This window comes from Ruegeria sp. BHSB058 (genome assembly GCF_059613285.1).
Genome location: NZ_JBXWSF010000006.1, coordinates 44,187 through 68,152, shown reverse-complemented (window position 1 = coordinate 68,152; position 23,966 = coordinate 44,187). Strand labels below are relative to the sequence as shown.

Below are 23,966 nucleotides of genomic sequence, written 5' to 3'. Positions count from 1 at the left end.
AGCTAGCATGGCGCCGATCCGACAACTCGTGCCCTCCGAAACCGGAGTGTCCAGCCAAGAGCGACGCCATGACCAAGATCGAAGATTATGCATTCCCCAAGGGGCTTGACCTGCTGCGCCGCTGGCAGGCGGAAGACCCGGACGCCAAGGCCGAAATGAAAAGGGTTTTTGATGCCGCGATTGCCGGGGACTTCGACGAGAACTTTGCCATCAAGGCCGATCCCGGCCGTGTCAACTGTGTCGCTTCGGTTCATATGCTGGCGCTGGCGGTTCTGAACGACCTCTATGGCATCGAAACCCGCGAATACTATCACGAAGACCCCTATCGTTACGTGCGCGCCAATCTTGCCGTGACCCGGCTGATGGGGGTGAACAAGTTCTACATCACCTGGGCGCTTTACGCCTGGACCTGCGAGCCGCTGGGCCAGACCATGATGTATCCCGACAAGTTCCCGCCGGGGGCCGATCCGGATGACATGCTGATCAACAAGGAAAACTGGCGTGATCTGAAAACGCCGGATTTCACCACGGGCGCGCCGCTGGCGATCACCAACATCCTGCGGGTGTTCCAGGAACTGACCGGGCTGCCACCGCTGCTGCAGATCTCGGCACCATATAGTCTTGCCGCGGACATCTACGGGCAGGAGCCACTGCTGGCCGATGTGGTGCACGACCCCGATGAGGTGAACGCGCTGCTGGATCATCTGGGCGATGTGGTGCTGGGGCCGTGGATGGACCACCACGTCGCAACGTTTCCGAACGGATGGATCGAGCTGTCCGATGCGTCGGGTTCACCGTTTTTCATCGGGCCGGAGAATTGCAAGAACATGTCGATCCGGTCGATCCGGCACATGCTGCGCGACAAACCTTATGCGAACCGCGTGTTCGACAACAACTATCGCGGCGACCATGTGGCGATGGCGAAAAAGAAAGACCGCAGTTCGCGCCGCCGGGGTGGACGGGGCGGCGGCGACTCCGCAGCTCCCGAACTGGCCCCATCGGAGAATCCGGCGTTGCTGGACCTGACCGAAGCCAAGGTCAGCGTGAACCCGGTTTTCATCATGCGGCTGGCGGCGGATTTGGTCGACATCTCGTTCTATGAACAACAGGCGATCCAGCGGAACATGCCGCTGACCTCGGGTGTCGGCTCGCCACAGATCGACGCCAACAGCATCGAGGATCTGGACGCGGCCAAGCGGAACGCTCGCGAAATGGCGCGTTCGCATGTGGCGGCGATCCGGAATGTCTGCGCCAACGTGGATCTGCCAGAGGACAACCACGTCGGGCAGGCCTGGCCCAGCCATATCTATTTCGAAGACGTGAACCTGCATTCCCAGTTCGATCTGGTCGAGATCATTCTTGATGAGGTTTATGACTCGGAACCGATCAGGCGGCGCGAAGTCGCACCTGTCTGAGCGGTTCCCGACAGAGTTTTCCAAGGTTGAGCGGCGGGGCCGGTGAGGTTCCTCCCCTGAATGTTCCGCGAATTGTGTCAGGTCAAACGGACGCTAGGCTCAGTGGATGCGATAGCTTTGACCTGACGCTGGTTCGGGCGCTCTGGCGCGGGGGCGAACCGGGTCCCTCGTATCCGGACGGAGAGTGTGCAATCCGCCTGGTTGTCTCCTGATTGTCGCGAGACGCGGATTACACCGGGCGCAGATGGCCCCATTTTGCGGAAAACATTGCGACCCCGCGCCCTCTGGCACTTTCTGCGTAAGCAGCGTAAAGAGGGTTTCGCGTGCAACAATTGGAGCCCCGCACCGATGAAGGAACACCGTGGCCGCCTGACCAAGGATGGTATCCGTATCTATGAGACGTCCGACTTTGCTGGCATGCATGCGGCAGGAGCGGTTGCGGCCGGGATACTGGATGACATTGCCGCGCATGTCTTTCCCGGTCAGACCACGGGTGAAATCGACCGGGTCATTACCGAGATGGTCGAGAACGTCGGCGCGAAATCGGCCACCATCGGCTATAAGGGCTATCAGCACGCAAGCTGCATTTCGGTCAATCACGTGGTCTGCCACGGCATCCCCGGCGACAAGAAGCTCAAGGACGGCGATATTCTGAACATCGACGTGACCGTCATCGTGGATGGCTGGTTTGGCGACACCTCGCGCATGTATGTGGCCGGCAAACTGCCCCGCAAGGCGGAACGTTTGATCCAGGTGACCCATGATGCGCTGTTCAAAGGTATCGAGATGGTCCGACCGGGCAACACCTTTGGCGATATCGGCCACGCCATCCAGTCCTTTGTCGAGGCACACCGGATGAGCGTGGTTCGGGATTTCTGCGGTCACGGTCTGGGACAGGTGTTTCACGCGCCGCCGAACGTGCTGCATTATGGCCGCCCGGGCACCGGCGCCAAACTTGAAGAGGGCATGTTCTTCACCATCGAACCGATGGTCAATCTGGGCCGCCCCGAGACCAAGACACTGGCCGATGACTGGACAGCCGTCACCCGCGACAAGTCACTGTCGGCACAATTCGAACATTCGGTGGGTGTGACCGCCAACGGGGTCGAGATTTTCACCCTGTCACCGGGCGGCAAGTTCCACCCGACCTATTCGTCCAATTCGACGGCTTGATCGCGCAACAGTTTCAGCAGCATCGTTTCACGCCCCCACGGGGTGACGGCATCGTGGATGAACACGGATGAGCGCAGCGGTTTGCGCTCGGGTCCTTGGGTGGTCTCTGCATCCTGATTGAGTGCCCAGAACGGGGCGGTCAAGGCATGGTCCATGAGGGCAATCTAGCACAATCGGTTCAAAAACCCAAAAGTGCAGGCACGTCGGCCATGTCATGGAAAACTTCGGCCCCCAATGCCGCAAGCGCTTTACCGTCGTCATGAGGCGCGAAGCCAAGGCAGCGCATGCCGGCGCGCGCGGCTGCGGTTACGCCGCTGCCGCTGTCCTCAATCACCACGCACTCATCTGCCTGCATCTGGAAACGGCTGGCTGCGGCCAGAAACAACCCAGGCTCCGGCTTCGAGACACCTAGTGTATGAGCCGAAAACATCGCGTCGGGATGAAATCGATCCCACAACCCGTTCTGGCCAAGGGTGATGCGCATCTTGTCCTCGCTGCCGTTGGAGGCAACGCAGCAAGAAATGTTGGCGGTATCCAAATATGCCAGCAGATCCGGGATGCCTGTGACCAGCGGCACTCCTTGGCGCAGGAAGGCATATTCCTGGGCATAGACTTGTTCGATCCAGTCCTCAGGCAGAATTGCGCCTAGGCTGAGGGCCTTTTCCTTCACACCGGCCATTGATAAGCCGACAAACATATCCATCGACTGTTCAGCCGTCATGGGTAATCCATGCCGTGTCAGATTGTCCGCCATAATCTGGTTCGAGGCAGGTTCGCTATCCACCAAAACACCATCGCAATCGAAAATCACAAGTTTATACATTGCTTGTTCCCTTTTATCCCGTCTCGGGCGTAACAGCTGGGAGATCAGGTGCAATCGAACCGCGGGCGAAAAACCGCCCTGACTGTTTCAGGTTGAAATATCCTTCCACATCAACGTGATATGGGTATCTCCGTATTTCCGCGCGTCATGCAGTGTGAAGCCCTCGGGGGCCGTCATGGGCGCATTTTCTTCCCAGACGACCAGTGCGCCATCGGCGATCCACCCCCCGACGACCGCGGCGGCAAGCGCCTTTTGGCCCAGCGCCTTGCCATAGGGCGGGTCGAGAAAGATCAGGTCATAAGGATCGCCCGGATTTTCCTGTAACCGGGTCGCATCGCGGCGGATCAGGTCGGTGCGGTCAGCGCTGCGGGTCAGGTCAATGTTCTTCCGGATCAGACCCTGTGCCACACGTCCATCATCTACGAAAGTCACATGCGCCGCGCCGCGCGACAGCGCCTCAAGCCCCAGTGCGCCGGTGCCTGCAAACAGGTCCAACACGCGCAGGCCGTCGAAATCAATCTGATGGGACAGCACGTTGAACAGGCTTTCGCGCACCCGGTCGGTGGTGGGGCGCAGATGCGCGCCCGCGTCGCCCTTGCCGACCGAGGCCAGTGCGCGGCCCCGGAATTCTCCGGCGATGATCCTCACGCTTTCAGAAGCGCTTTGAGGTCGGTTTCAGGGTCGGATACGGCAGCCGGATCGGCATTCTTGCCCATGTCGATCAGCCGCTTGCCGACCATATAGGCGCGCGGATCGTTCATCGCGTCCACGGCCACCAGTTGCCCGCCCTTGTAGTACCAGAACGAAGTGGTCAGCCCCTCGCCCTTGCGGGTCACCACCTGATCATAGCCGGTATTCAGCCCGGCAATCTGCAGTTTGACGTCGTATTGGTCCGACCAGAACCATGGCTGCGCGACATAGCCCTTGCCCGCGCCCAGCATGTTCTGGGCCACGACCTCGGCCTGATCGATGGCGTTGGGCACGCTTTCCAACCGGATGCGCTGCCCCTTGTAGGGAAACGAGGCGCAATCGCCCGCCGCCCAGATCGACGGATCGGAGGTGCGGCCCTGCGCGTCGGTCCTGATGCCGTTCTCGATCTCCAGCCCTGCCATTTCGGCCAGTTGCGTCGAGGGCGTGATGCCGACGCCAACAACCACGAAATCCACCACCAGCTCGGTCCCGTCACTGAGCACCGCGCCGGTCACGTTGCCGCCTTCGCCGGTGATCCGCTCAAGCCCGACGCCTTCGCGGATATCAACGCCGTGACCACCATGCAGGGCGCGGAAATAATCGCTGGTTTCCGGGGCCGCCACACGCTGCAGGATGCGGTCGGCCATTTCGACCAGTGTCACGCTGACCCCGCGCTTGGCGCAGACGGCCGCCGCCTCAAGCCCGATATAACCGCCGCCGACGATCAGCGCCCGTTTGCCCTGGATCACGGACGGGGCCATGGCATCGACATCGCCCAGATCGCGCACGACATGCACCCCCTGCAGATCGCCGCCGATGGCGGCGGGCAGGCGGCGCGGGTCAGAGCCGGTCGTCAGCGCCAACTGGTCGTACGAGATCACCTCGTCCCCAAGCGTCACGGTCTTGGCATTCGGGTCGATTCCGGTGACACGCTCGCCAAGGCGCAGGGTGATGTTTTGTTCGGCATAAAAACTTTCGGGCCGCAGGAACAACCGTTCCAGCTCCATCTCGCCCAGAAGATAGGCCTTGCTGAGCGGCGGGCGTTGATAGGGCAGGACCGGTTCGGCGCCGATCAGGGTGATTTCGCCGTCAAAACCCTGTTTGCGCAGCATTGCCACAAGGGACGATCCGGCCTGCCCCGCTCCGATCACTACAAAATGGCTCATGATCCTCCCGCCTTGTCGAATTTCCGTGGTCACATCTGGTTGCCCAGCTATATGCCTTTAGGGAACAATCCGTAAATCCATCAGATAGGAAACCGCAAGATGATTTCAGTTGGGGATACGCTTCCGGGCGCAAAACTCATCCATATGACCGACAAGGGGCCGCAGGAAGTCCAGCTTGCCGACAAGTTGTCGGGGCGCAAGGTGGTGATCGTTGCGGTGCCTGCCGCGTTTTCGGGGCTGTGCGATCAGGTTCATCTGCCCAGCTTCATCCGGACCAAGGCGCAATTCGACGACAGGGGTGTGGATGAAATCATCTGCCTGGCGGTCAACGATCCGTTCGTGATGAAGGCGTGGGGAGAGTCCACCGGCGCGAGTGAAGCCGGGATCACCATGCTGGCCGATGCCGATGGCGGTTTTACCAAGGCGATCGGGATGGATTTCGACGCTCCGGTGGTGGGTCTGTATGGCCGGTCGACCCGCTATGCCATGCTGGTCGAAGATGGAACTGTTCGGGTGCTCAACACCGAATCCGAACACGGTGTCTGCGACCGTACGGCGGGCGAAGGGTTGCTCGAGGCGATCTGAGCGTTGCGGCCCCGGCCAATCGCCGGGGCCATTACTTGCCTGTTATCTGCAAACCCCTCAAATTGCTTGAGACCGTCCCGAAATGCTCCGATACTCGGGTTAGCGACATCGGGAGCTGAACTCATGAAAACAAGGTTATTTATCACGGCCATTTTGACCGGCGGAATTCTTGCCGCCTGCGCGCCCGCGCCCACGCCTCAGGCTCAGGCCGCCCGGCAGCACGAGATCGCCTGCCTGAGCGGAACGCTGGGCGGCGCGCTGATCGGTGGCGCCATCGGCAATCAGTTCGGAGGTGGCTCGGGCAAGACCATCCTGACCGCAGCGGGCGCTGCAGCCGGCGGCGCATCCGGGCAAAGATACTCGTGCTGAGGAGAGATTTGAGATGAAACAGGGATTTGCAGCCTTGGTGGCCTTGACGCTGGCGTCAACCGCGATGGCGGATCAGGTGGCCGAACTCAACGAGGCCGAACTGAACGCGATAGACGCAAACAACGACGGGTTTCTGTCAAAGGATGAGTTCAACGCTTTTGCGGACTATGCCTTTCAGGCGATGGACGAAAACCGCGATGGCACGCTGACGGCAGCGGAAACGCGGCCGCATTTCGCGATCGGGCATTTTTCGGCCATGGACAAGAACGGCGACAACCTGGTGTCCTCGGGCGAGTTTTCGGATCAGATGTCACAGGATTTCCTGTCTGCGGATCAGGATCAGAACGGCAGCCTTGACTGACGGCGACGAGCGGCGGCACGAGAGGTCTCGCCGCCATGTGATTTCGATGTGATCGGGTTCGCCCTATCTGATGGTTTAGAGAAACCAATCAGGGTGCATCATGACATATCGTATTTCAAAAATCGCCGCCGCCGCGCTTGTGGCAATGACGCCGTTGATGGCCAATGTCGCCCATGCGGATGCCAAAGGTATTCTGCCGGTCAAGGGCCAGAAGATCTGTCAAGGCCACCAATGCCTGCGCGTCGATGCCAGCACCGGGCGCATGCAGCTGGCCGGACGAAACTCTGTCGCGATTCCGGATGGGATCAACGTGAGCAGTGGCAGCGTCACACCTGCCGAGTTCCGCAAGATGCTGCAGGTCGCAGGGCTGGCATCCGCCTATGGCTCGGGACGCCGCTGATACTTACAGCAAGGCGTCCATTTTTCGGGCAAGCTTGGCGTCGAGGGAGCTAAGTCCCTCGACATCATGTGTCGACAGAACCACCTCGACCGTTTTGTAGACATTCCGCCATTCGGGGTGGTGATTCCATTTCTCGGCCCAGATCGCGGCACGCGTCATCCAGCCGAATGCCTCGACAAAATTGTCGAAGATGAACGTCTTGGTGATCGCGTCGCGATCTTCGGTCATGGTCCAGCCGTTCTTGAACAGCGGATCCAACAGCGGGCCTCGGGCTTCTTTGGACAAAAGTTCGGTCATTGCTGTTCCTCCGGGTTCGACTTCCTGAACGGGCCATAGTCGGTCAGGATCTCGATCTCTTCGCCGACCGCCTCGCTTTCCGCCTCAAGATACCGGTCCACGGCTTTTGCGAAACCGGGATCTGCAATCCAGTGCAGACTGTGCGTCCGGGTCGGCAGATATCCGCGCGCAAGCTTGTGTTCGCCCTGCGCGCCGGCCTCGACCCGTTTCAGCCGATTGGCGATGGCGAAATCGATGGCCCTATAATAGCACAGTTCGAAATGCAGAAAGGGATGATGTTCGGTACAGCCCCAGTAGCGGCCGAACAGGGTGTCGCGGCCAACGAAATTCAGCGCTGCCGCCACGGGGTACCCGTTGCGCTCGGCCAGAACCAAGGCGACATCATCTGTCATCGTGTCTTGTACGTGATCGAAAAAGGTGCGCGTCAGATAGGGCGAACCCCACTTGCGTGACCCGGTATCCTGATAGAAGGTCCAGAAGGCATCCCAGTGCTCCGGGCGCAAATCCGGGCCGGTCAGAGTTCGGATCGTGCCGCCGAATTCGCAGGCCTGTGCGCGCTCCTTGCGGATATTTTTGCGTTTGCGTGACGATAGCGCGGCAAGAAACTCGTCAAAGTCCCCGTAATCGTCATTCAGCCAGTGAAACTGTTGCGACATCCGATGCATGAGCCCCATTTCGGTGCCGGCCTCGGCCTCGGTTTTGGTGCAAAAGGTGACATGCAGGGACGAGACCCGATTTTCGGCGGCCAGTTGAACCGCGCCCTGCACCAGCGCCGACATTCCGATCGTGTCGTATCCCGGACGGACAAGGAACCTGCGACCCGTGGCCGGGGTAAACGGCACCGCGATCTGAAGCTTGGGGTAATAGTGACCCCCCGCCCGCTCGTAAGCATGCGCCCAGCTGTGGTCGAAGATGTATTCTCCCTGGCTGTGCGACTTGGCATACATCGGCGCGGCACCGATCATCATGCCGTCGAGATGGGCGGTCAGGTATTGCGGCTGCCAGCCGGTGCCACGCCCGACAGAGCCGCTTTGTTCCAGCGCCAGCAGGAAACGATGCGTAGTGAACGGATCGACCGGGCGGCCGCCATCGGTGGTTTCAGGACAGGCGCAGCTATCCCATTCATGTGCCGCAATCTGGGTCAGTGACCCGAGAACCCGAACTTCGATCTGTGCCTGATCCATAGAACCTCCGCCCCTTTGTTATCTGTGGTCGTGCGGCAGGGGATCAAGCAGGATGTTCGGCCAGGTACCCTTCGAAGGTGATATTGTCGACAACCTTGCGCGCCTCGGCCTCTTGCTCTGCCGAGCGCACCGTCCAGCACAGGATCGGCACGCCCTGAGCCTTTAACTCGGCCACGCGCGCGCGGCTCAGGTCTTCGACCTCGTGGCTGATGAATGATGCGCGTACTCGATCGAAATCCGGGATATCTCGCAAATGGTTGCAGATCTGTTCCGACAGCGGCCAGTCGGCCGGATCATAGGCGCTGGTGACGATGCCGCGCGGAATCCTGGGGGCAAGACGCGCCAGTTCCGCCACGCTGTTGGGGTTGAACGACATCAGCGCCACCGGGCCGTCATAAGTGGCCAGCGCCCGAACCGCCGCCTGTTCCAGCGGGCCGATGCCGGTGCCCATGGCCCCGTCCTGATCCTTGAACTCGATCAGCAGCGGCACCCGCCCCGCAACGATTTCCAGCACTTCGGCCAGTGAAGGGATGCCTTCGCCCTCGGAGTGCAGCAATCGCACGTCTGACGCCTGGGACGCCGTGAGTTGCCGGATCGGGCCGGGCTGACCGGTCAACCGGCGCAGGTCATAGTCGTGAAATACCATCGCCTGACCGTCAGATGTCATCTGCAGGTCGATTTCGATTCCGTATCCGGCCTTGATCGCTGCCCGGATGGCGGCGCGGCTGTTTTCAGGGCGAGCGTTGGTCGAATCATGAAGCGCCCGATGTGCGATCGGGCGCTTGAGAAAATCAGGCGGCAAGGATGGCGTCATCGAATTTCGAAGATTCCTTCGATTTCGACGGCAACACCCAGCGGCAGGGCGGCGGCGCCCACAGCAGAGCGGGAATGACGCCCTGCTTCGCCCAGCGCTTCGCCCAGGAAATCCGAGGCGCCGTTGATCACCTGCGGTTGCGCGGTGAAATCGCCGGTCGAATTCACGAATCCGGTCAGCTTGACCACTCGCACCAGACGCTCGATATCGCCGTCGCAGGCGGCCTTGACCTGCGCCAGCAGGTTGATGGCACAGACCTTGGCTGCTGCTGCCCCGGCCTCGATTTCCATGTCGGCACCCAGCTTTCCGGTGATCAGCCCGTTTTCGTCCTTGGAAATCTGCCCCGATACGTAAAGCAGATTGTCCACCCGCACGAACGGCACATAGTTGGCCGCCGGAGCGGGCGCGTCGGGCAGAGAAACGCCCAGGCTTTCGAGTTTTGCTGCGATGCTCATGAATCGCTTCCTCCAGTTTCCGAGTCCGGCGGACGCTAACCGGGAACATCCAGCACGAAAAGCCCGAAACTCGCCTTCTTGCGGTCCAATTGCGCCAATACCATGCATTGCGCAGCGGGCGATACGCCGAAAACCACCCAATTCCCAAGCAAACGTGACCGACACTTTACGTTCCGCTGTACCGGCGCTAGATGCTTTGATGTTTCAATTCCGTGCCGCGTCCACTATGTGTCACCCAAATTGCGTCGCTCAGGTTGACGACCGTTTGAAAAACCAGTTTTGCCAGGCCTCGCCGTCGTGGAGTACAGAATAACCGTGTTGACCCGCCTGATTTCCAAATTCCCGTTTATTCTCGTGGCGGCAGTCGGTCTGACGGCCTGTGCCAAGGCGCCGGACGAGGCTGCGACACGCAATGGCATTCATGATCCGTACGAAAATACCAACAGGTCGATTCATGAATTCAACCGGGGTGTCGACAGGTTCTTTTTCCGCCCGGCATCCAAGGGCTATGTCACGATCATACCCGAGCCGATGGTGACCAGCTTCAACTCGTTCGCGGAAAACCTGTCGATGCCGAGCAACGCGGTGGATTTCCTGCTGCAGGGCAAACCCAAGGAATCCGGCATCGCGCTGTTGCGGTTCCTGATCAACTCGACCGTGGGTTTCGCGGGTCTGGCCGACCCTGCCAGCGATTTCAAGATCCCGCGTGTGGACACCGATTTTGGCGAAACCCTGCATGTCTGGGGCTTTGGCGAGGGTGCTTACGTTGAACTGCCGCTTTATGGCCCCTCGACAACACGCGACGCGGTGGGCGTGGTGGTCAACCTGTTCACCAACCCGATTGATTTCGCGCCGACCCGGCCCGCCGACAATCTTGGGCTATATGCCGAGGTGGTCCGCCGCATGGGGGATCGCGGACGGTATTCGGACACGGTCGACTCGATCCTGTATGAAAGCGCGGACAGCTATGCGCAGGCGCGCCTGATTTATCTGCAGAACCGCCGCTTCGAACTGGCAACCGACGACGAAGATGCCTATCTGGGCCTTTACACCGATCCCTATTCCGAAATCGGGCCGGACCCGTCGGACCCGACACTGGACCCTTATGAGGACCCCTATGCCGAATAACTGGATGAACCGCCGCGCTTTCCTCACGTCCGCCGTCGCAGGCCTTGGAATGGCCGCAATGCCGCTGCCCGCATTGGCCCTGACCGAAGCGGGGGCAATGCAGTTGGTCAACAGCGTCGTGACCGAAATCAACAGCGTGATCGACTCGGGCAAGTCCGAGCAGGCAATGCTGCGCGATTTCGAGAAGATCTTTGTGCAATACGGCGACGTGCCGATCATGGCGCGCTATGCGCTGGGGGCAGATGCGCGCAGCGCAAGCCCGGCGCAGCTGAAAAAGTTCACCCAGGCGTTTCAGGGCTATATCTCGCGCAAATACGGTCGCCGCTTCCGCGAATTCATCGGCGGTGAAGTGACCGTCAAGAGCGCCCGCAAGATCAAGGCGGGATACGAGGTGCGCAGCACCGTCAAGCTGCGGGGCGAAGCGCCGTTCGAGGTGACGTTCCTTGTCTCGGACAAATCGGGGCGCGACAAGTTCTTCAACATGTTCATCGAGGGCGTCAACGTTCTGTTGACCGAACGCACCGAAATCGGTGCGATGCTGGATGCGCGCAAGGGCAATCTGGATCAACTGATCCGGGATCTGAATTCCGCCGGATAAGGGCAATCCAATCCGAAAAGCCCGAAACCCCGCGCGTCTGGTCAGGCCGTGATCCGGTTTTCAGACCCTGATCGAAACCGTTGCACACAACCCCCAGCCGACCTCGCCCCGAGACGGCCTATCTCGTCGATGAAACCAGTGTGAACGCGTGGGGCCAACGAGTTTAGTCTGCGAGTTACACAACAAACTCTGACAGTTTCCGGCGCAATCCAAACACCAAATCAGGATCTCGATTGACAGCCGCGCACAAGAAAAACCCGCGCCATTGGCGCGGGCTGCCGAAGTTTCCGGGAGGGAGACATTACCAGTCCATAGGACCTTTTTCGGCGAAGGCGTCGACGAGGAAGTCGATGAAGGCCCGCACTTTCGGCTGCGTGAACCGGCCGGGCGGGTAGACGGCGTAAATCCCCTGCACTTCATCGGGCAGCGAGGGCATGGCATCCTCGACCAGCCCCTGTTTCAGCGCGTCCGAATACAGGTAGCTGGGCAGATAGGCGATCCCCAGCCCCGAAATCGCGGCATTCAATAGCGACTGACCGTCGTTCACACTCAGCCACCCTGCGGTGCGAACCTGCCGTTTTTCTCCCGACGGCGCGGTCAGTTTCCAGACATTGCCTGACGACTGGCTGGAATAATGCAAAAGCTTGTGTTCGTTCAGATCGTCGATCTTGGCGGGGCGGCCATATTGTTCGATATACCTTGGCGACGCGACCATGCGCTTGGTGGTTTCGGTCAGCTTGCGCGCCCGCAGCGTGCTGTCTTCCAGCTCTCCGATCCGAACCGCAACGTCGAACCCTTCCGAGATCAGTTCGACATAGCGGTTGTTCAGCACCATGTTGACGGTGATGTCCGGATAGCTGGCCAGAAAACTCGACAATACCGGCGACAGGTGATTGACACCGAAATCCGTCGCCACGCTGATCCGCAGCAACCCCGAAGGCGCCGACTGCATCGACGTGACCAGCGCATCGGCCTCGCCCGCATCGTTCAGAACCCGGCGGGCGCGGTCATAATAGGCCAGCCCGATTTCCGTCGGCGACACCCGGCGCGTGGTTCTGTTCAACAGCCGCGCGCCCAGCCGCGCTTCCAGGCTTGAGACATGTTTGGAAACAGCCGATTTGGAGATGCCCATTTTCTTGGCGGCATCGGTAAATCCCCCCTGATCCACCACATTGGCAAAAGCTTCCATTTCGGTGAGTCGATCCATACCGCTACCCCAAGTCTTCGTTCTTTCGTTCCGTTCTGACGCCAAATCTGGGCGAGATCAGGGCGACGAAGGGATAATATCGCGAATTTCACACGGATCGTCGTGAATGCGGAAACCCTCGAATTTGACGGATCACATCCGGTTTCACGGAAAATTCAGAACGATTGTGGCTGTTTTGCGGCTGAAACGGTCTATCTGCTGGCTTGTTTTGATTTTGAGCCCAAGAGGTAAACCATGAAGCTCCTTGTTGCGTCCATTTCGGCCGGTCTGATGGCAACTGCGGTACTTGCCGGCGGCGACACGCCGTCAAACCCTGATGCGTCGGTCTATTTCGCGAACCTGTCCGACGGCGATGCTGTAACCTCTCCGGTCACGGTCGTTTTCGGCCTGAACGGCATGGGCGTCGCCCCGGCCGGAACCGAGGCCGACAATACCGGCCACCACCACCTGCTGATCGACCGCCCGCGCTTTGGCGAGGGCGAGGACGGGGCCGAGGAACTGACCTATGGCCTTCCGGTTGATGATCACCATCGTCACTTCGGCGGCGGCCAGACCCAGGTGACCATCGACCTGCCACCGGGGGACCACACCCTGCAACTGGTGCTTGGTGACCACTCTCACGTCCCCCACGCAACCCCGATCATGTCCGAGGTCATCACCATCACGGTCGAATAACCGGTAGAATCGCCAGCTTCCCCTGACGCAGGGAATGCCCGGTTCCAAACAACGTATCCGGGCTTTGCCCTGACCTCTCCGGCGCATGGATAAGTGAGGTTCCGCTGTGCCGGGCGGAGCAGTTGTTGAAATTGTCAATCTCGATGTCCGCTTTTTTCAAGTCGTCAACTCATAGGCCCATGACAGTACCAGCTATATGCACCAAAGAGACTAACCACCTTCAAGCATGTTGTGTCGTAGGTAATCGTCTCGATTCTGTCGGGTTTCGTCATGTAACTCCCCAGTCACCAGCCGATAGAACAGCCCTTTCAGTGTGGCATTCAGGGGCCAAATATCACCTATGCTGAAGAACGGTATTGGTTCCGCGCCGTACTTGCTATCAGTGTGAAAGTTGCGCACTCGGTCAGAGTAGTAATCCTCAAAGAATTTTCGCTGGGTGTACGGCACACCATAAATCTCATCCATGTACGCTTGGGCATCATACGAACTAGGGTTTTTGGCCCCCAAGGTTTTCAGTTGCCACAATATCCTGCTGTAAGCCGCGTCCAATGCAATCGTGCGCGGCGGCGGAGCGTGGAAAAATCCGGAACGGGAACGTCGGCCTGCATGAGCCGCAGCAAACTGCGGACAAAGCCCTGCATTTGGCGAAGGGGTAAGCCGAACACGACGCGCAGGGTCAGGCAGGTCTCAATTGCCAGATCAGAGTAGTGTCGCTGACCACCACGTTTCCCTGACCTTGGCGCGCACCACCCGGATACCGCATCCTCGCTGAACCAGACCGTATCATCACCACGCTGGCGAAGCGCCTCGTTGTACTCAGGCCAATTCGTGACCCGGTACTTGGCCTTCTCAAATTTATCCCGCCGCGACGCATTGAATTTGAAAGGCATCCCGCCATCCCGTCGTTAAACCAAGAAACTGGCTACGCTGATGAAACGATCCGTGCAACACAGTCGTTCGCAAGGAAGTGCCCGGCCATGTTGTCGATCGCCCGCAGGCCGCGATCTGGCGCGAGGCGATTAACCTGGTCGTCTCGGGCGTTGCCTCGGTCGAGGATGTGGACAAGGCGGTCTGGGCCGGGCCGGGACTAAGATGGGTGGCGACGGGGCCGACCATGCTGTTCAACCTTGGCGCCGGCGAGGGCGGCCTCAGATCGTTCTGCGACCATTTCGCGGACACGTTCAACGGTTGGTGGGATGATCTGGGCCAGATCTATCTGACGCAGGACGTAGCCCGGCAATTGACCGAAGGTGTCGAAGCCGAAGCCCGCGGCATGACGCCTGGCGAGCTGTCGCAACAGCGGGATGCGTTGATCGTCGCCATGCAAATGGCCATCGCGGGGTTGCGCTGAAAAACCGGCGGCGCGTGCCTGATCGTCACGCAAAGCTCCCCTGACAGAACCAGCCCGGAGACATGGCTCCGCCGTGGCCATAGAACAGCCACAGCCGGTCGCCCTGTTCGGTCACCACCACCCAATAGTCGCGCACGCCGCTACGCCAATCGGGGTCGTCCAGCCACCATTCCGGCGCGATGCGCTCGGGGCCGGTGGCCTGAGCCAGTTGCCAGTCCCGCCCGCGCCAACGAAACCGGTCGGGTATGGTGGGGCCGTCCGGGGCCGTCACCGGTTCGGGGCGCCACATCAGCAGGGGGCGCGGGCGCGGGGGGGAGGGCCAGTCGCGCGCGGGTTCGGACCAGGCCGCAGCAAGGATCTGGGCGGATTTCTCGGGGATGTGGGACGAGGCAGGGTGGCGGCGGGTGATCGTCTCCAGCCCCACCCGCGCGCCCAGCTTGGCCGTAAGGTCATCGACTGCGGTGTTGCCCGCCAGCCGGTCGCGCACGGCGCGGTTGGCCTCGGCATGGCCGGTGACGGTGCGGGCATGGACCGGTTCGGTCTGGACCGCCTCTAGCCGCAGCATGTCGATGCCATACCCCGCGTCGATCCGATCGACCTTCATCTCGAGCAGGGGGCGGATACGGTGCGGGTCGAAACCGGGCCGCGCCAGCCCGATCTCGACGATTTCGGCGGCCTGATCGGTGCGGTGCGCCTCGAGCCGCAGACCACGCAGGCCGCGCCCCTTTTCCTCGAGCCGGGTGCAGAGCACAGGCAGCATCCGGTCGATGGCGGCCATGACATCCTCGTGCAGCCCGATCGGATTGGGCAGGGTCATCCGCACCGCGAAATGATGCGCCGGACGGGCGGGCGAGACCGGTTCGGGCGCGCTGCCCATGGCCTGATCCAGCCGCAGCACCAGCCCCCGCCCGAACCGTCGCGCAAGGCTGGCGCGGGGCTGGCCCAGCAGATCGCCGATCCGGCGCAGGCCCAGACGGTTCAGTTGGGCGACGGTCTGATCCTCCAGCCTGAGCGCGGCCACCGGCAACGGGCTGAGCGCACCATAACTTTGCCCCGGCGGCGCGATCCGGGCACCGCCGCCCGACGCCGACACCTGCGGCGCGGCGCCACCGCGGGTCCAGTGCCGCCGTTTTCCGGCGCGGGCGCGGGTGGCGCGGGCCTCCTGGCTGATGGCGTCGCCGTTGCGGTTCGACGCGACCCGCTGCCCCGCATACCGCGCCAGGGCCCAGGCCGCGCCCAGCGTGTCGGCGATACCCGTTTGCACGCCCAGCCCCATATCGGCGCAGTCGGTTTCGATGACGTCCAGCAGCGCCTGTTCACCTCCGAACAGTTGCGCGCAGCCCGACAGGTCGATGACCAGCCCGTCGGGCGGTTCTTCGGCCACCCAGGGGCTGAACTTTCCCGCCCAGCGCCGGAGCGCGGCCAGAAACGCGGCCTCGGCGGGCGCATTGCGGGGGCGGGTGATCAGGACCGCGCACATGGCATGGGCGTCACGCACCGGCTGTCCCACATGCAGACCGGCGGCCTGCCCTTCGGCATTGAGCGAGGTGATGACCTGCATGTTCGCCTGTTCGGCCACCACGGCCAAGGGGCCGGATTGCAGACCGCGCGCGGCGCGCACCAGCCGTTCCGCCCCAAGGCGGGGGAACCAAAGCGAAAGTATTCGGCGTCTGGACATCCGGGCAACAACAAATGTTCTTTGTTTGTTCTTATCCGGGAATCACCCACCGAGTCGAGAGGGGCCTAGCCGCAGGTCAGCCGCTGAATGATACCGCTGTCATCCACAAAAACATTCAACCGGTCGATGCGGTAATCCTGCGTGGCGATGCTGTCGGGCTCCAGCACCCGCGCCTTGTCCGGCAGGCTGGCCTGAATGCCGGATACCGGTTGCCCTACGGCGCCGGCAAAAGCTTCCCCGTCGCAAAAGGCCAAATCGACCGGGGCCGGTTCTGGTGCGGGGCCGGGGTCACCCGTATCCACGGGTTCGGTTCCTCCGCACGCGGCCAGCAGAGGTAAAACCATGAGAAATCGGTACATTGGCGCTCCTTCACGCGGTGATGTCGGTTCTGTGTGATCTTATTGCAAACCGGCCTGCGATGAAACGAGTGTTGAAGAATCCCTGTAATTGACGCAGGGTCGTGCGAAATTAACAGGGAGAAATTGCATCATGCGTACCCGTGCCGCTGTTGCCCTTCAGGCGGGCAAACCCTTGGAAGTGATGGACGTGAACCTCGAAGGACCCAAAGCGGGCGAGGTACTGGTCGAAATCAAGGCCACCGGCATCTGCCACACCGACGAGTTCACCCTGTCGGGCGCTGACCCCGAAGGCCTGTTCCCGGCCATTCTGGGCCACGAAGGCGCGGGCGTGGTGGTCGAGGTCGGCCCAGGCGTGACCAGCCTGAAGCCGGGCGATCACGTGATCCCGCTTTACACGCCGGAATGTCGCGAGTGCGAATACTGCCTGCATCCCAAGACCAACCTGTGTCAGGCGATCCGGACGACCCAGGGTCAGGGCCTGATGCCCGACGGCACCTCGCGCTTTTCGACGCTGGATGGCGATCCGATCCTGCATTACATGGGCTGCTCGACCTTCTCGAACCACACGGTGCTGCCTGAAATCGCGCTGGCCAAGGTGCGCGAGGACGCGCCGTTCGACAAGATCTGCTATATCGGCTGCGGCGTGACCACCGGCATCGGCGCGGTAATCAACACGGCCAAGGTGGAAATCGGCAGCCGCGCCATCGTGTTCGGTCTGGGCGGGATCGGCCTGAATGTCATTCAGGGCCTGCGTCTGGCCGGAGCAGACCAGATCGTCGGCGTCGACCTGAACCCCGCCAAGGTGGAAATGGCCACCAAATTCGGCATGACCGACTTTGTGAACCCGTCCGAGGTTGAAGGTGATCTGGTGCCCTATCTGGTCAACCTGACCAAGGGCGGTGCGGATTATACGTTCGACGCCACAGGCAACGTTGGTGTGATGCGCGCGGCGCTCGAGTCTGCGCACAAGGGCTGGGGTGAATCGATCATCATCGGCGTGGCGCCTGCGGGGGCCGAAATCTCGACCCGCCCGTTCCAGCTGGTCACCGGTCGTTCGTGGCGCGGCACCGCGTTCGGCGGCGCGCGAGGCCGCACCGACGTGCCCAAGATCGTCGACTGGTACATGGAAGGCAAGATCGAGATCGACCCGATGATTACCCACACCATGGGTCTGGACGACATCAACAAGGGCTTTGATCTGATGCATGCCGGCGAAAGCATCCGGAGTGTCGTGATTTATTGATCCCGCTTCGGGCGGGTGGTGAGGCGGGCGGAAACTTTCGCCCGCCTCTATTAATGGGAAAAATCACTCTTAACTCTAAACCATTGGTTGATCTGGGGAATTGAAGTGATTGAAAAACGAAGTGACCGACTGGCTGTACTGATAGACGCCGACAACATCGCCGCTAAACACGCGCAAGCCATCTTTGACGAGGTCGCTTCCCTCGGCGAAGCCAGCATCCGACGGATTTATGGCGATTTCTCCAACGGATCGCCACAGGGTTGGGACAAGGAAACGCTGGCGCAGCATGCCATCGTTCCACACCAGCAGTTCGCCAATACGACTGGCAAGAATTCCAGCGACATCGCGCTCGTCATCGATGCGATGGACATATTGCACTCTGCCCGATTTGACGGTTTTGTGCTGATCTCTTCCGACAGCGATTTCACTCGCTTGGCGAGCCGCATCCGGGAACAAGGTCTGAGTGTCATCGGAATAGGAATGAGGAAGACGCCCGCAGCATTTGTCGCGGCATGCAAACGCTTCATCTATATCGAGAACCTGGAGCCAAATGTCGCGCCCGAGGCCGCAAACGATAAATCTTTGGCGCAGAAACCGGACTTGAACAAAGCTTATCAACTTATACGAAATGTCGTGCTCAACACGAAGGAGCCGGATGGTTGGGCAAGTCTGAGCTATGTCGGCAGCGAGCTGGGCAAGCGCTATCCCGATTTCGACGCGCGCACCTTTGGTTTCAAAAGATTAAGCGACCTAGTACGCGCAATCGGTCGTTTCCAGGAAACTGGGGACAACGGTGGTTTCAAAATCAAGACGCGCGATGACTGACGCTCTTTGTCCAAGCGCACGCCTCAAGACAGCGTAATCGACAAGATCCCCAGCGCGATCAGGCTGGCCCAGCCGATGCGGTGCAGAAAGCGGGGCTCTTTCAGGATTAAGGCGGCAAGGATCACCGAAACCGGAATCGACGCCTGCCGTACCGCGCTGACCGACGCGGCCTCAGCCCCAAGCTGAAAGGCGGTCAGGATGAACAGGTAGGACAGATAGGACGCGATCCCGGCAAAAATGATACGCCCCGGCGCCAGCGTCCAGCCGCGCACGACCCCCAGAAACGGGGCCGACAGGCGGCGATCTTCCCACGCCCTGATACCGGCAAGCAGTGGCGTCACCAGAACATAGGTATGAAACAGGAAAGGCGCCGGGTCGGCCTGTCGCATTGCATTGGCATCGCTCAACGAATAGGCCGCAGAACCCAACATCGCCATGACCGCCAGCGCGAACGCCTTGTGATCGTGCAGCAAACCGCCCGGCGATTTCTGGATCATCAGGCTGCCCAGCAGAACCAGCGCGATCCCCAGCAGGGTAAGCCACGAGTATTGCTGATCCAGCGCCAGCCAGCTGAAAGCGACAATGGCGATCGGCGAGGACCGGATGATCGGGTAATAGACCGACAGGTTTCCACGCCGCAGGGCCGACAGGGTGCCGTAATAATACAATGTCAGCCCAAGGGCCGAAATCACCACAAAGGGCCAGGTTTCGCGCGGCAGACTCAGGTCTTGCCCGGTTGCAAGCGTATGTACCGCCGCCAGGATCACCCACGTCGACGACACCCCGACATAGCACGACACCGGATGCGCCGCCCCCTTCAGTGTCAGGTCCCGCAGCGGGTGAGTCACCGCCGAGATCAGGACAAGGGCAATCCAGTACAGCTCCATACCTCAGGTCTGGTGCAGGGGGTTGCGCTGCAGGAAAGTGTTGAAATGCACCGTCAACTGGTCATCCCCGATCTGCACCACACCATAGGCCGGAGGCTCGTCACAGAATGCACCGTCGACGCTGGCCGCGTTCAGCGGGATCTGGTGGTTGAGGCTGGGCAAGCTGGTGAATGGGATACCACGCCAGTTCACATAGGTCATGCGATGCACATGGCCAAAAAACACGTGCCGGATGTTGCGCCCGTGCTTAAGGGTTTCGGCAAACGCGTCGGCCTCGACCAGCCGGATTTCGTCCACAAAAGGGATGCCAATGTCGAAGGGCGGGTGATGCAGGAACAGATAGGTGGGTTTGTTCCCCGCTTGGGCAAGTTGCGCCTTCAGCCAGTCCAGACGGTCGGGGCAAAGCTGCCCTTCATGCACGCCCTGCCCGTTCTTGGTGGAGTCGAGGAACAGGAAAACACCCTGGTCTGTCTCGTGCCGGTGCTGGACAAAACCGTTGGCGTCCTTGGGATGGTCGGGGAAAACCGATTGGAACACAGCCCGATCGTCATGATTGCCGATCAGCAGAAAGCAGGGCAGCGGGAAAGCAGCCAAACGCACCTTGAGCGCCTCATAGGCCTCGGCCTCGGCAAATTCGGCCAGGTCGCCCGAAATCACGCAAAAGGCAGCATCGGCGTGCCACTGTTCGATGTCGTTTAGACAGGCGTCCAGCCGTTCGGAAGGCACACCGCCGTTCAACGGGCCGTCCCCGCGAACAAGATGGATGTCCGTGATATGAATGAACTTCATCCGCATATTTCCCTATGATCTGCATACTGGACATTGACGATATCCAACTGTCGCACAAGGCTTGACAACCAGTTCGGTGACCTTCTCGCCTGAACGCGACATGTTTCACGGGTTCGGTTTGGCTTTGACGACCGGCGTCATGTCCGGCGCGACCGAGAGAACACCTGAGGTATCTGGTTCTCGATGATAGAATGGCCGCTCAGACCATTACCTTTTACAGTGAGAATGCTGGAAGCGGAGGTCGAAATCGCGGCGAAGATGCATACGATCTTTCCAAGCCTCCACGGATCAAAAGCTAAACAGGCGGGATTGACCAACTGGTAATGCAGATCAATTGAGGATGGCGACGTATTTCAAGACGCTTTTTTCGCCCCATACCGAGCCATGAAGGTATCGACAGCCTGCAGGGCTACCTCGTCGATCTCTTCCTGCGAAAAACGGCTCTGGATGCCAAAGGCCGCGCGCATCCAAAGCCGGGTTTTGCACAGTTCCGAAAACTGCTCGGCGGCGATCTGGACGTCGTCGATCACCAGTTCTCCCTTGGCGACGGCCTTTTCCAGATATTCGGTCATCTGGCGTTGGCCGTTCTCGGGACCGGCCGCATAGAAAGCCTGTCCAAGCTCGGGGAAACGATCCCGTTCGGCCATGCAGATGCGGAACACCTTCTGCGCGAAATCCGACACCAGAAACCCGGTCAACTGCGTGGCCGCGATAGTCAGGACCTCGCGTGCTGGCTTGGATTCGTCGATCATCGACAGAATGCGTTCGGACATCAGGCGGCACTCGGTCTGCGCCACCTCCATGAACAAAAGCCGCTTGTCGGGGAAATAGCTGTAAAGCGTCGCCTTGGAAACGCCCGCCACGCGCGCAATGTCATCTACGCTGGCGCCTTCGAACCCGTCTGCCATGAAAACCTCGCGCGCGCCTTGCAGGACCTGATCGAATTTTCGACCGGTGCGAAGGATTGCGGCGCTCTGAGTCATGGTGTCTCCTGCGATATTCGGTCTATCAAATGTATAAACCGTTCAGTTCAGTTTCAACGATTCGCCGAAGCAGTTGCATGATCTAGCGCAATTACTATCTTAGAACCGTTCTAATAATGAGGCAGGCAATGCGATTTCTTACTCAGCGCAAACACTTCCGCGACCTGTCCGAGCAAGAGGTCATCGCGCTGGCCATTTCGTCGGAAGAGGACGATGCGCGCATCTATCGATCCTATGCCGAGATGCTGCGCGGCGACTATCCGGCGACCGCCAAGATATTCGACGGGATGGCGGCGGAGGAAGACCAGCACCGTGCCCGCCTGATCGCCTTGCATGAGTCGCGGTTCGGCCCGGTAATCCCGCTGATCCGGCGTGAACACGTGGCGGGATATTATGCGCGCCGCCCCGTCTGGCTGGTAGAGAATTTGGGTATCGACCGTATCCGGACCGAGGCCGAAGCGATGGAGCGTGACGCCGAGCGGTTCTATCTGGCTGCGGCAAAACGCACGTCGGATGCCGCAACCCGCAAGCTGCTGGGCGATCTGGCGGCGGCAGAGGCCGGGCACCAGGCCACCGCGTCGGAACTGGAGCAAACGCATCTGGATGACGAAATCCGCGCAACCGAGGATGCAACTGCGCACCGGCAATTCGTTCTGACCTGGGTGCAGCCGGGTTTGGCCGGGTTGATGGACGGGTCTGTGTCGACGCTGGCCCCCATCTTTGCCACCGCGTTTGCCACGCAGGATACGTGGACCACGTTTCTGGTCGGCGTCGCTGCCTCGGTCGGGGCGGGTATTTCGATGGGCTTTACCGAAGCAGCCTCGGACGATGGGGAATTGTCGGGGCGCGGGTCTCCGGTGAAACGCGGCCTTGCCTCGGGCGTCATGACCACGTTGGGCGGATTAGGTCACGCTCTGCCCTATCTGATTCCCGAATTCTGGACCGCGACAACCATCGCTGTGATTATCGTGTTCTTTGAGCTGTGGGCAATTGCGTGGATTCAGAACAGGTATATGGAAACGCCTTTCTTCCGTGCGGCGTTCCAGGTGGTTCTGGGTGGTGCACTGGTTCTGGCCGCCGGTATCCTGATCGGCAGCGGGTGACGCACGGACTTGTTAATCGGTAAAATCATGTTACCAATTCCACCATGGTCGAGATATTCCTGCGCACATTGCCATTCTTTGCGATCATCGGCCTGGGATACTGGGCCGGGCGCAGCCGTTTCTTTACCGAAGACGCCACGGCCTATCTGACCAAGTTCGTGTTCTATTTCGCCCTGTCGGCGATGCTGTTCCGGTTCTCGGCCACCCTGCCCTTTGCCGAGATTTTCGATGGCCGGCTGATAATTGGCTATCTGATCGGCACCGCCGGCGTTTATGCGCTGGCGACGCTGGTGGCCTATCTGCGCGGGCTTGATGTGCCGACTGCGGCGGTCGAGGCGCAATGCGCCGCCATCGGCAACGTGGGTTTTCTGGGGCTTCCCATGATGGCCCTGTTGTTCACCGAAGCCGCGATCGGGCCGATGATGCTGGTCCTGACGGTCGATCTGGTGGTGTTTTCGTCGCTCATCGTCATCCTGATCAACGGCGGGCGGGACGGGAAACTGACACTGGGTACCCTGCGGCTGATCGGGGTCGGCCTGCTTAAAAACCCGATGATCGTGTCGATCAGCATCGGCCTTCTTTGGTCTGCCATCCGGCTGCCGGTTCCGGCGCCGCTGGAAAACTTCCTGACCATTCTGGGTGGCGCGGCGACGCCCGGCGCGCTGTTCGCCATCGGCGCGTCACTTGCCAGCAAGTCGGCCGAGCGGGTTCAGATCGCGGGCTGGCTCAGTTTCTGTAAACTGGCCGTCCATCCCGCATTGGTCGCGGTTGCGCTGTTGTGGCTGATCCCGGTCGATCCATTCGCCGCCACCGTCGCCATCGCCGCCGCCGCGCTGCCGGTGGCGGGCAATGTCTATATGCTGGCGGCGCATTATGGTGTCGCGCCGCATCGGGCCTCAGCCGCCATCCTGATCTCGACGGTGCTGTCGATCCTGACGGTCCCGGCGGTAATCGCCTGGATCACCTGAGGTCAAAAACGGATCACATAATCCTTGCGGGTGGTTTCGATCACCTCCCACGTACCGCTGAAACCCGGGCGCAGGATGAAGCTGTCGCCGGCTTGCAGCGGGTATTCTGTTCCGTCATCGCCAGTGATGATCGAGCGGCCCTCCAGAATGCGGCAATACTCCCATTCGTCATAGGATATCCGCCATTTGCCGGGCGTTGACTGCCAGATGCCACAGTACAGGCCATCGATTTCTTCCGCGTTCCATGTGGTGAAAACGGGATCGCCAAAGATCACCTTTTCGGGAGCCGGACGTTCGGTTTCCGGTTCCACAGCATCGGTCGTCAGTTTCAGAAAAGTGCTCATGTTCGCGGCCCCTTGCGGTCAACTTGAATTGTTTCACCGTTTTTTTGGCGCATGTCCAGCGCGGCAGCGCTTGCCATGTGGGACAGTTTACCCGGG

29 protein-coding genes and 1 pseudogene are annotated in these 23,966 nt (G+C 60.5%); 14 read left to right on the top strand and 16 right to left on the bottom strand.

What is annotated here, in order from left to right; all coding sequences use genetic code 11:
• Nucleotides 1-68: 68 nt before the first annotated feature.
• Together AC2FNB_RS02795 and map are read left to right on the top strand one after the other, a co-directional pair.
• Nucleotides 69-1,415 (top strand): uroporphyrinogen decarboxylase family protein, encoded by a 1,347-nt coding sequence (locus tag AC2FNB_RS02795; RefSeq protein WP_496744333.1) that lies wholly within the window; start codon nt 69-71, stop codon nt 1,413-1,415.
• A 348-nt stretch (nt 1,416-1,763) separates the two neighbouring features.
• Nucleotides 1,764-2,588, top strand: a complete 825-nt coding sequence (map, locus tag AC2FNB_RS02790) for a type I methionyl aminopeptidase (RefSeq protein WP_496744331.1) — start codon at nt 1,764-1,766, stop codon at nt 2,586-2,588.
• Here map and AC2FNB_RS02785 read toward each other — a convergent pair.
• The 4 genes from AC2FNB_RS02785 to AC2FNB_RS02770 all read right to left on the bottom strand — a co-directional run bounded on the left by AC2FNB_RS02785 (nt 2,564) and on the right by AC2FNB_RS02770 (nt 5,267).
• Nucleotides 2,564-2,743, bottom strand: a complete 180-nt coding sequence (locus tag AC2FNB_RS02785) for a hypothetical protein (protein WP_480748492.1) — start codon at nt 2,741-2,743, stop codon at nt 2,564-2,566. The two genes, map and AC2FNB_RS02785, sit on opposite strands and share 25 nt — an antisense overlap.
• A gap of 23 nt (nt 2,744-2,766) precedes the next feature.
• Nucleotides 2,767-3,411: an HAD family hydrolase gene (locus tag AC2FNB_RS02780; RefSeq protein WP_496744329.1), complete on the bottom strand. Its 645-nt coding sequence runs from the start codon at nt 3,409-3,411 to the stop codon at nt 2,767-2,769.
• An 87-nt stretch (nt 3,412-3,498) separates the two neighbouring features.
• Entirely contained in the window at nt 3,499-4,059 is a 561-nt protein-coding gene (gene rsmD / locus AC2FNB_RS02775) for a 16S rRNA (guanine(966)-N(2))-methyltransferase RsmD (RefSeq protein WP_496744327.1), read from the bottom strand.
• Nucleotides 4,056-5,267 carry an NAD(P)/FAD-dependent oxidoreductase gene (locus tag AC2FNB_RS02770; protein ID WP_496744325.1) on the bottom strand — a complete coding sequence of 404 codons (1,212 nt, stop codon included), beginning with the start codon at nt 5,265-5,267 and terminating at the stop codon, nt 4,056-4,058. Before AC2FNB_RS02770 ends, rsmD begins: the two co-directional genes overlap by 4 nt.
• 99 nt (nt 5,268-5,366) lie before the next feature.
• Between AC2FNB_RS02770 and AC2FNB_RS02765 the strand changes: the two genes are divergently transcribed.
• From AC2FNB_RS02765 to AC2FNB_RS02750, 4 genes are all read left to right on the top strand, one after another.
• Entirely contained in the window at nt 5,367-5,852 is a 486-nt protein-coding gene (locus AC2FNB_RS02765) for a peroxiredoxin (protein WP_496744324.1), read from the top strand.
• Between the two features lie 123 nt (nt 5,853-5,975).
• On the top strand, nt 5,976-6,221 hold the full coding sequence (locus AC2FNB_RS02760; RefSeq protein ID WP_496744322.1) for a glycine zipper 2TM domain-containing protein: 246 nt from the start codon (nt 5,976-5,978) through the stop codon (nt 6,219-6,221).
• 13 nt (nt 6,222-6,234) lie between these two features.
• Nucleotides 6,235-6,582, top strand: coding sequence for an EF-hand domain-containing protein (locus tag AC2FNB_RS02755; RefSeq protein WP_496744320.1), 348 nt, complete (start codon nt 6,235-6,237; stop codon nt 6,580-6,582).
• Between the two features lie 100 nt (nt 6,583-6,682).
• Complete coding sequence (locus tag AC2FNB_RS02750; RefSeq protein ID WP_496744318.1) at nt 6,683-6,982, top strand: hypothetical protein; 300 nt, start codon at nt 6,683-6,685, stop codon at nt 6,980-6,982.
• 3 nt (nt 6,983-6,985) lie between these two features.
• Here the strand turns inward: AC2FNB_RS02750 and AC2FNB_RS02745 are convergent, their stop codons facing one another.
• Genes AC2FNB_RS02745 through AC2FNB_RS02730 form a run of 4 tightly spaced genes read right to left on the bottom strand, consistent with a single transcriptional unit; the run spans nt 6,986 to nt 9,732 of the window.
• Complete coding sequence (locus AC2FNB_RS02745) at nt 6,986-7,279, bottom strand: 4a-hydroxytetrahydrobiopterin dehydratase (RefSeq protein WP_480748484.1); 294 nt, start codon at nt 7,277-7,279, stop codon at nt 6,986-6,988.
• The gene (locus AC2FNB_RS02740) at nt 7,276-8,463 is read right to left on the bottom strand and encodes a GNAT family N-acetyltransferase (RefSeq protein WP_480748483.1); all 1,188 of its coding nucleotides are present in this window, start codon (nt 8,461-8,463) and stop codon (nt 7,276-7,278) included. The genes AC2FNB_RS02745 and AC2FNB_RS02740 overlap by 4 nt, the downstream gene beginning before the upstream one ends.
• Nucleotides 8,464-8,506: 43 nt before the next feature.
• On the bottom strand, nt 8,507-9,277 hold the full coding sequence (locus tag AC2FNB_RS02735; protein WP_496744315.1) for a glycerophosphodiester phosphodiesterase family protein: 771 nt from the start codon (nt 9,275-9,277) through the stop codon (nt 8,507-8,509).
• Nucleotides 9,274-9,732, bottom strand: coding sequence for a RidA family protein (locus AC2FNB_RS02730; protein WP_480748481.1), 459 nt, complete (start codon nt 9,730-9,732; stop codon nt 9,274-9,276). The genes AC2FNB_RS02735 and AC2FNB_RS02730 overlap by 4 nt, the downstream gene beginning before the upstream one ends.
• Nucleotides 9,733-10,050: 318 nt before the next feature.
• Between AC2FNB_RS02730 and AC2FNB_RS02725 the strand changes: the two genes are divergently transcribed.
• Nucleotides 10,051-10,860 carry an MlaA family lipoprotein gene (locus AC2FNB_RS02725; RefSeq protein ID WP_480748480.1) on the top strand — a complete coding sequence of 270 codons (810 nt, stop codon included), beginning with the start codon at nt 10,051-10,053 and terminating at the stop codon, nt 10,858-10,860.
• Nucleotides 10,850-11,458, top strand: a complete 609-nt coding sequence (locus AC2FNB_RS02720) for an MlaC/ttg2D family ABC transporter substrate-binding protein (RefSeq protein ID WP_480748479.1) — start codon at nt 10,850-10,852, stop codon at nt 11,456-11,458. The genes AC2FNB_RS02725 and AC2FNB_RS02720 overlap by 11 nt, the downstream gene beginning before the upstream one ends.
• A gap of 301 nt (nt 11,459-11,759) precedes the next feature.
• Here AC2FNB_RS02720 and AC2FNB_RS02715 read toward each other — a convergent pair whose 3' ends face one another.
• Entirely contained in the window at nt 11,760-12,665 is a 906-nt protein-coding gene (locus AC2FNB_RS02715; protein ID WP_480748478.1) for a LysR family transcriptional regulator, read from the bottom strand.
• Between the two features lie 234 nt (nt 12,666-12,899).
• On the opposite strand from AC2FNB_RS02715, the gene AC2FNB_RS02710 reads away from it, so the two are divergent.
• A complete protein-coding gene (locus AC2FNB_RS02710) occupies nt 12,900-13,340 on the top strand; it encodes a DUF4399 domain-containing protein (RefSeq protein WP_496744312.1) in 441 nt (146 codons plus the stop codon).
• A 551-nt stretch (nt 13,341-13,891) separates the two neighbouring features.
• On the opposite strand, the pseudogene AC2FNB_RS02705 reads toward AC2FNB_RS02710, so the two are convergent.
• A pseudogene (locus AC2FNB_RS02705) lies at nt 13,892-14,230 on the bottom strand (transposase); the annotation flags it as partial.
• A gap of 77 nt (nt 14,231-14,307) precedes the next feature.
• On the opposite strand from AC2FNB_RS02705, the gene AC2FNB_RS02700 reads away from it, so the two are divergent.
• Nucleotides 14,308-14,691 carry a 3-hydroxyacyl-CoA dehydrogenase family protein gene (locus tag AC2FNB_RS02700; protein WP_496744311.1) on the top strand — a complete coding sequence of 128 codons (384 nt, stop codon included), beginning with the start codon at nt 14,308-14,310 and terminating at the stop codon, nt 14,689-14,691.
• 25 nt (nt 14,692-14,716) lie between these two features.
• Here AC2FNB_RS02700 and AC2FNB_RS02695 read toward each other — a convergent pair whose 3' ends face one another.
• Both AC2FNB_RS02695 and AC2FNB_RS02690 read right to left on the bottom strand, forming a co-directional pair.
• Nucleotides 14,717-16,369, bottom strand: a complete 1,653-nt coding sequence (locus tag AC2FNB_RS02695) for a Y-family DNA polymerase (RefSeq protein WP_480748474.1) — start codon at nt 16,367-16,369, stop codon at nt 14,717-14,719.
• Between the two features lie 65 nt (nt 16,370-16,434).
• Nucleotides 16,435-16,728, bottom strand: coding sequence for an I78 family peptidase inhibitor (locus tag AC2FNB_RS02690; RefSeq protein ID WP_496744309.1), 294 nt, complete (start codon nt 16,726-16,728; stop codon nt 16,435-16,437).
• A gap of 130 nt (nt 16,729-16,858) precedes the next feature.
• Between AC2FNB_RS02690 and AC2FNB_RS02685 the strand changes: the two genes are divergently transcribed.
• Entirely contained in the window at nt 16,859-17,971 is a 1,113-nt protein-coding gene (locus AC2FNB_RS02685; RefSeq protein ID WP_480748472.1) for an S-(hydroxymethyl)glutathione dehydrogenase/class III alcohol dehydrogenase, read from the top strand.
• Between the two features lie 108 nt (nt 17,972-18,079).
• A complete protein-coding gene (locus tag AC2FNB_RS02680) occupies nt 18,080-18,796 on the top strand; it encodes an NYN domain-containing protein (protein WP_496744358.1) in 717 nt (238 codons plus the stop codon).
• A gap of 23 nt (nt 18,797-18,819) precedes the next feature.
• On the opposite strand, the gene AC2FNB_RS02675 is transcribed toward AC2FNB_RS02680, so the two are convergent.
• From AC2FNB_RS02675 to AC2FNB_RS02665, 3 genes are all read right to left on the bottom strand, one after another.
• Nucleotides 18,820-19,683 (bottom strand): EamA family transporter, encoded by an 864-nt coding sequence (locus AC2FNB_RS02675; protein ID WP_496744307.1) that lies wholly within the window; start codon nt 19,681-19,683, stop codon nt 18,820-18,822.
• Between the two features lie 3 nt (nt 19,684-19,686).
• Complete coding sequence (locus AC2FNB_RS02670) at nt 19,687-20,472, bottom strand: phosphodiesterase (RefSeq protein ID WP_496744305.1); 786 nt, start codon at nt 20,470-20,472, stop codon at nt 19,687-19,689.
• Nucleotides 20,473-20,825: 353 nt separating this feature from the next.
• On the bottom strand, nt 20,826-21,455 hold the full coding sequence (locus AC2FNB_RS02665) for a TetR/AcrR family transcriptional regulator (protein WP_480748469.1): 630 nt from the start codon (nt 21,453-21,455) through the stop codon (nt 20,826-20,828).
• A 128-nt stretch (nt 21,456-21,583) separates the two neighbouring features.
• On the opposite strand from AC2FNB_RS02665, the gene mbfA reads away from it, so the two are divergent.
• On the top strand, nt 21,584-22,558 hold the full coding sequence (gene mbfA, locus AC2FNB_RS02660) for an iron exporter MbfA (RefSeq protein ID WP_480748468.1): 975 nt from the start codon (nt 21,584-21,586) through the stop codon (nt 22,556-22,558).
• Between the two features lie 44 nt (nt 22,559-22,602).
• Nucleotides 22,603-23,526 carry an AEC family transporter gene (locus tag AC2FNB_RS02655; protein WP_480748467.1) on the top strand — a complete coding sequence of 308 codons (924 nt, stop codon included), beginning with the start codon at nt 22,603-22,605 and terminating at the stop codon, nt 23,524-23,526.
• A gap of 2 nt (nt 23,527-23,528) precedes the next feature.
• Here AC2FNB_RS02655 and AC2FNB_RS02650 read toward each other — a convergent pair whose 3' ends face one another.
• The gene (locus AC2FNB_RS02650; RefSeq protein ID WP_496744302.1) at nt 23,529-23,870 is read right to left on the bottom strand and encodes a cupin domain-containing protein; all 342 of its coding nucleotides are present in this window, start codon (nt 23,868-23,870) and stop codon (nt 23,529-23,531) included.
• Nucleotides 23,871-23,966: the final 96 nt, after the last annotated feature.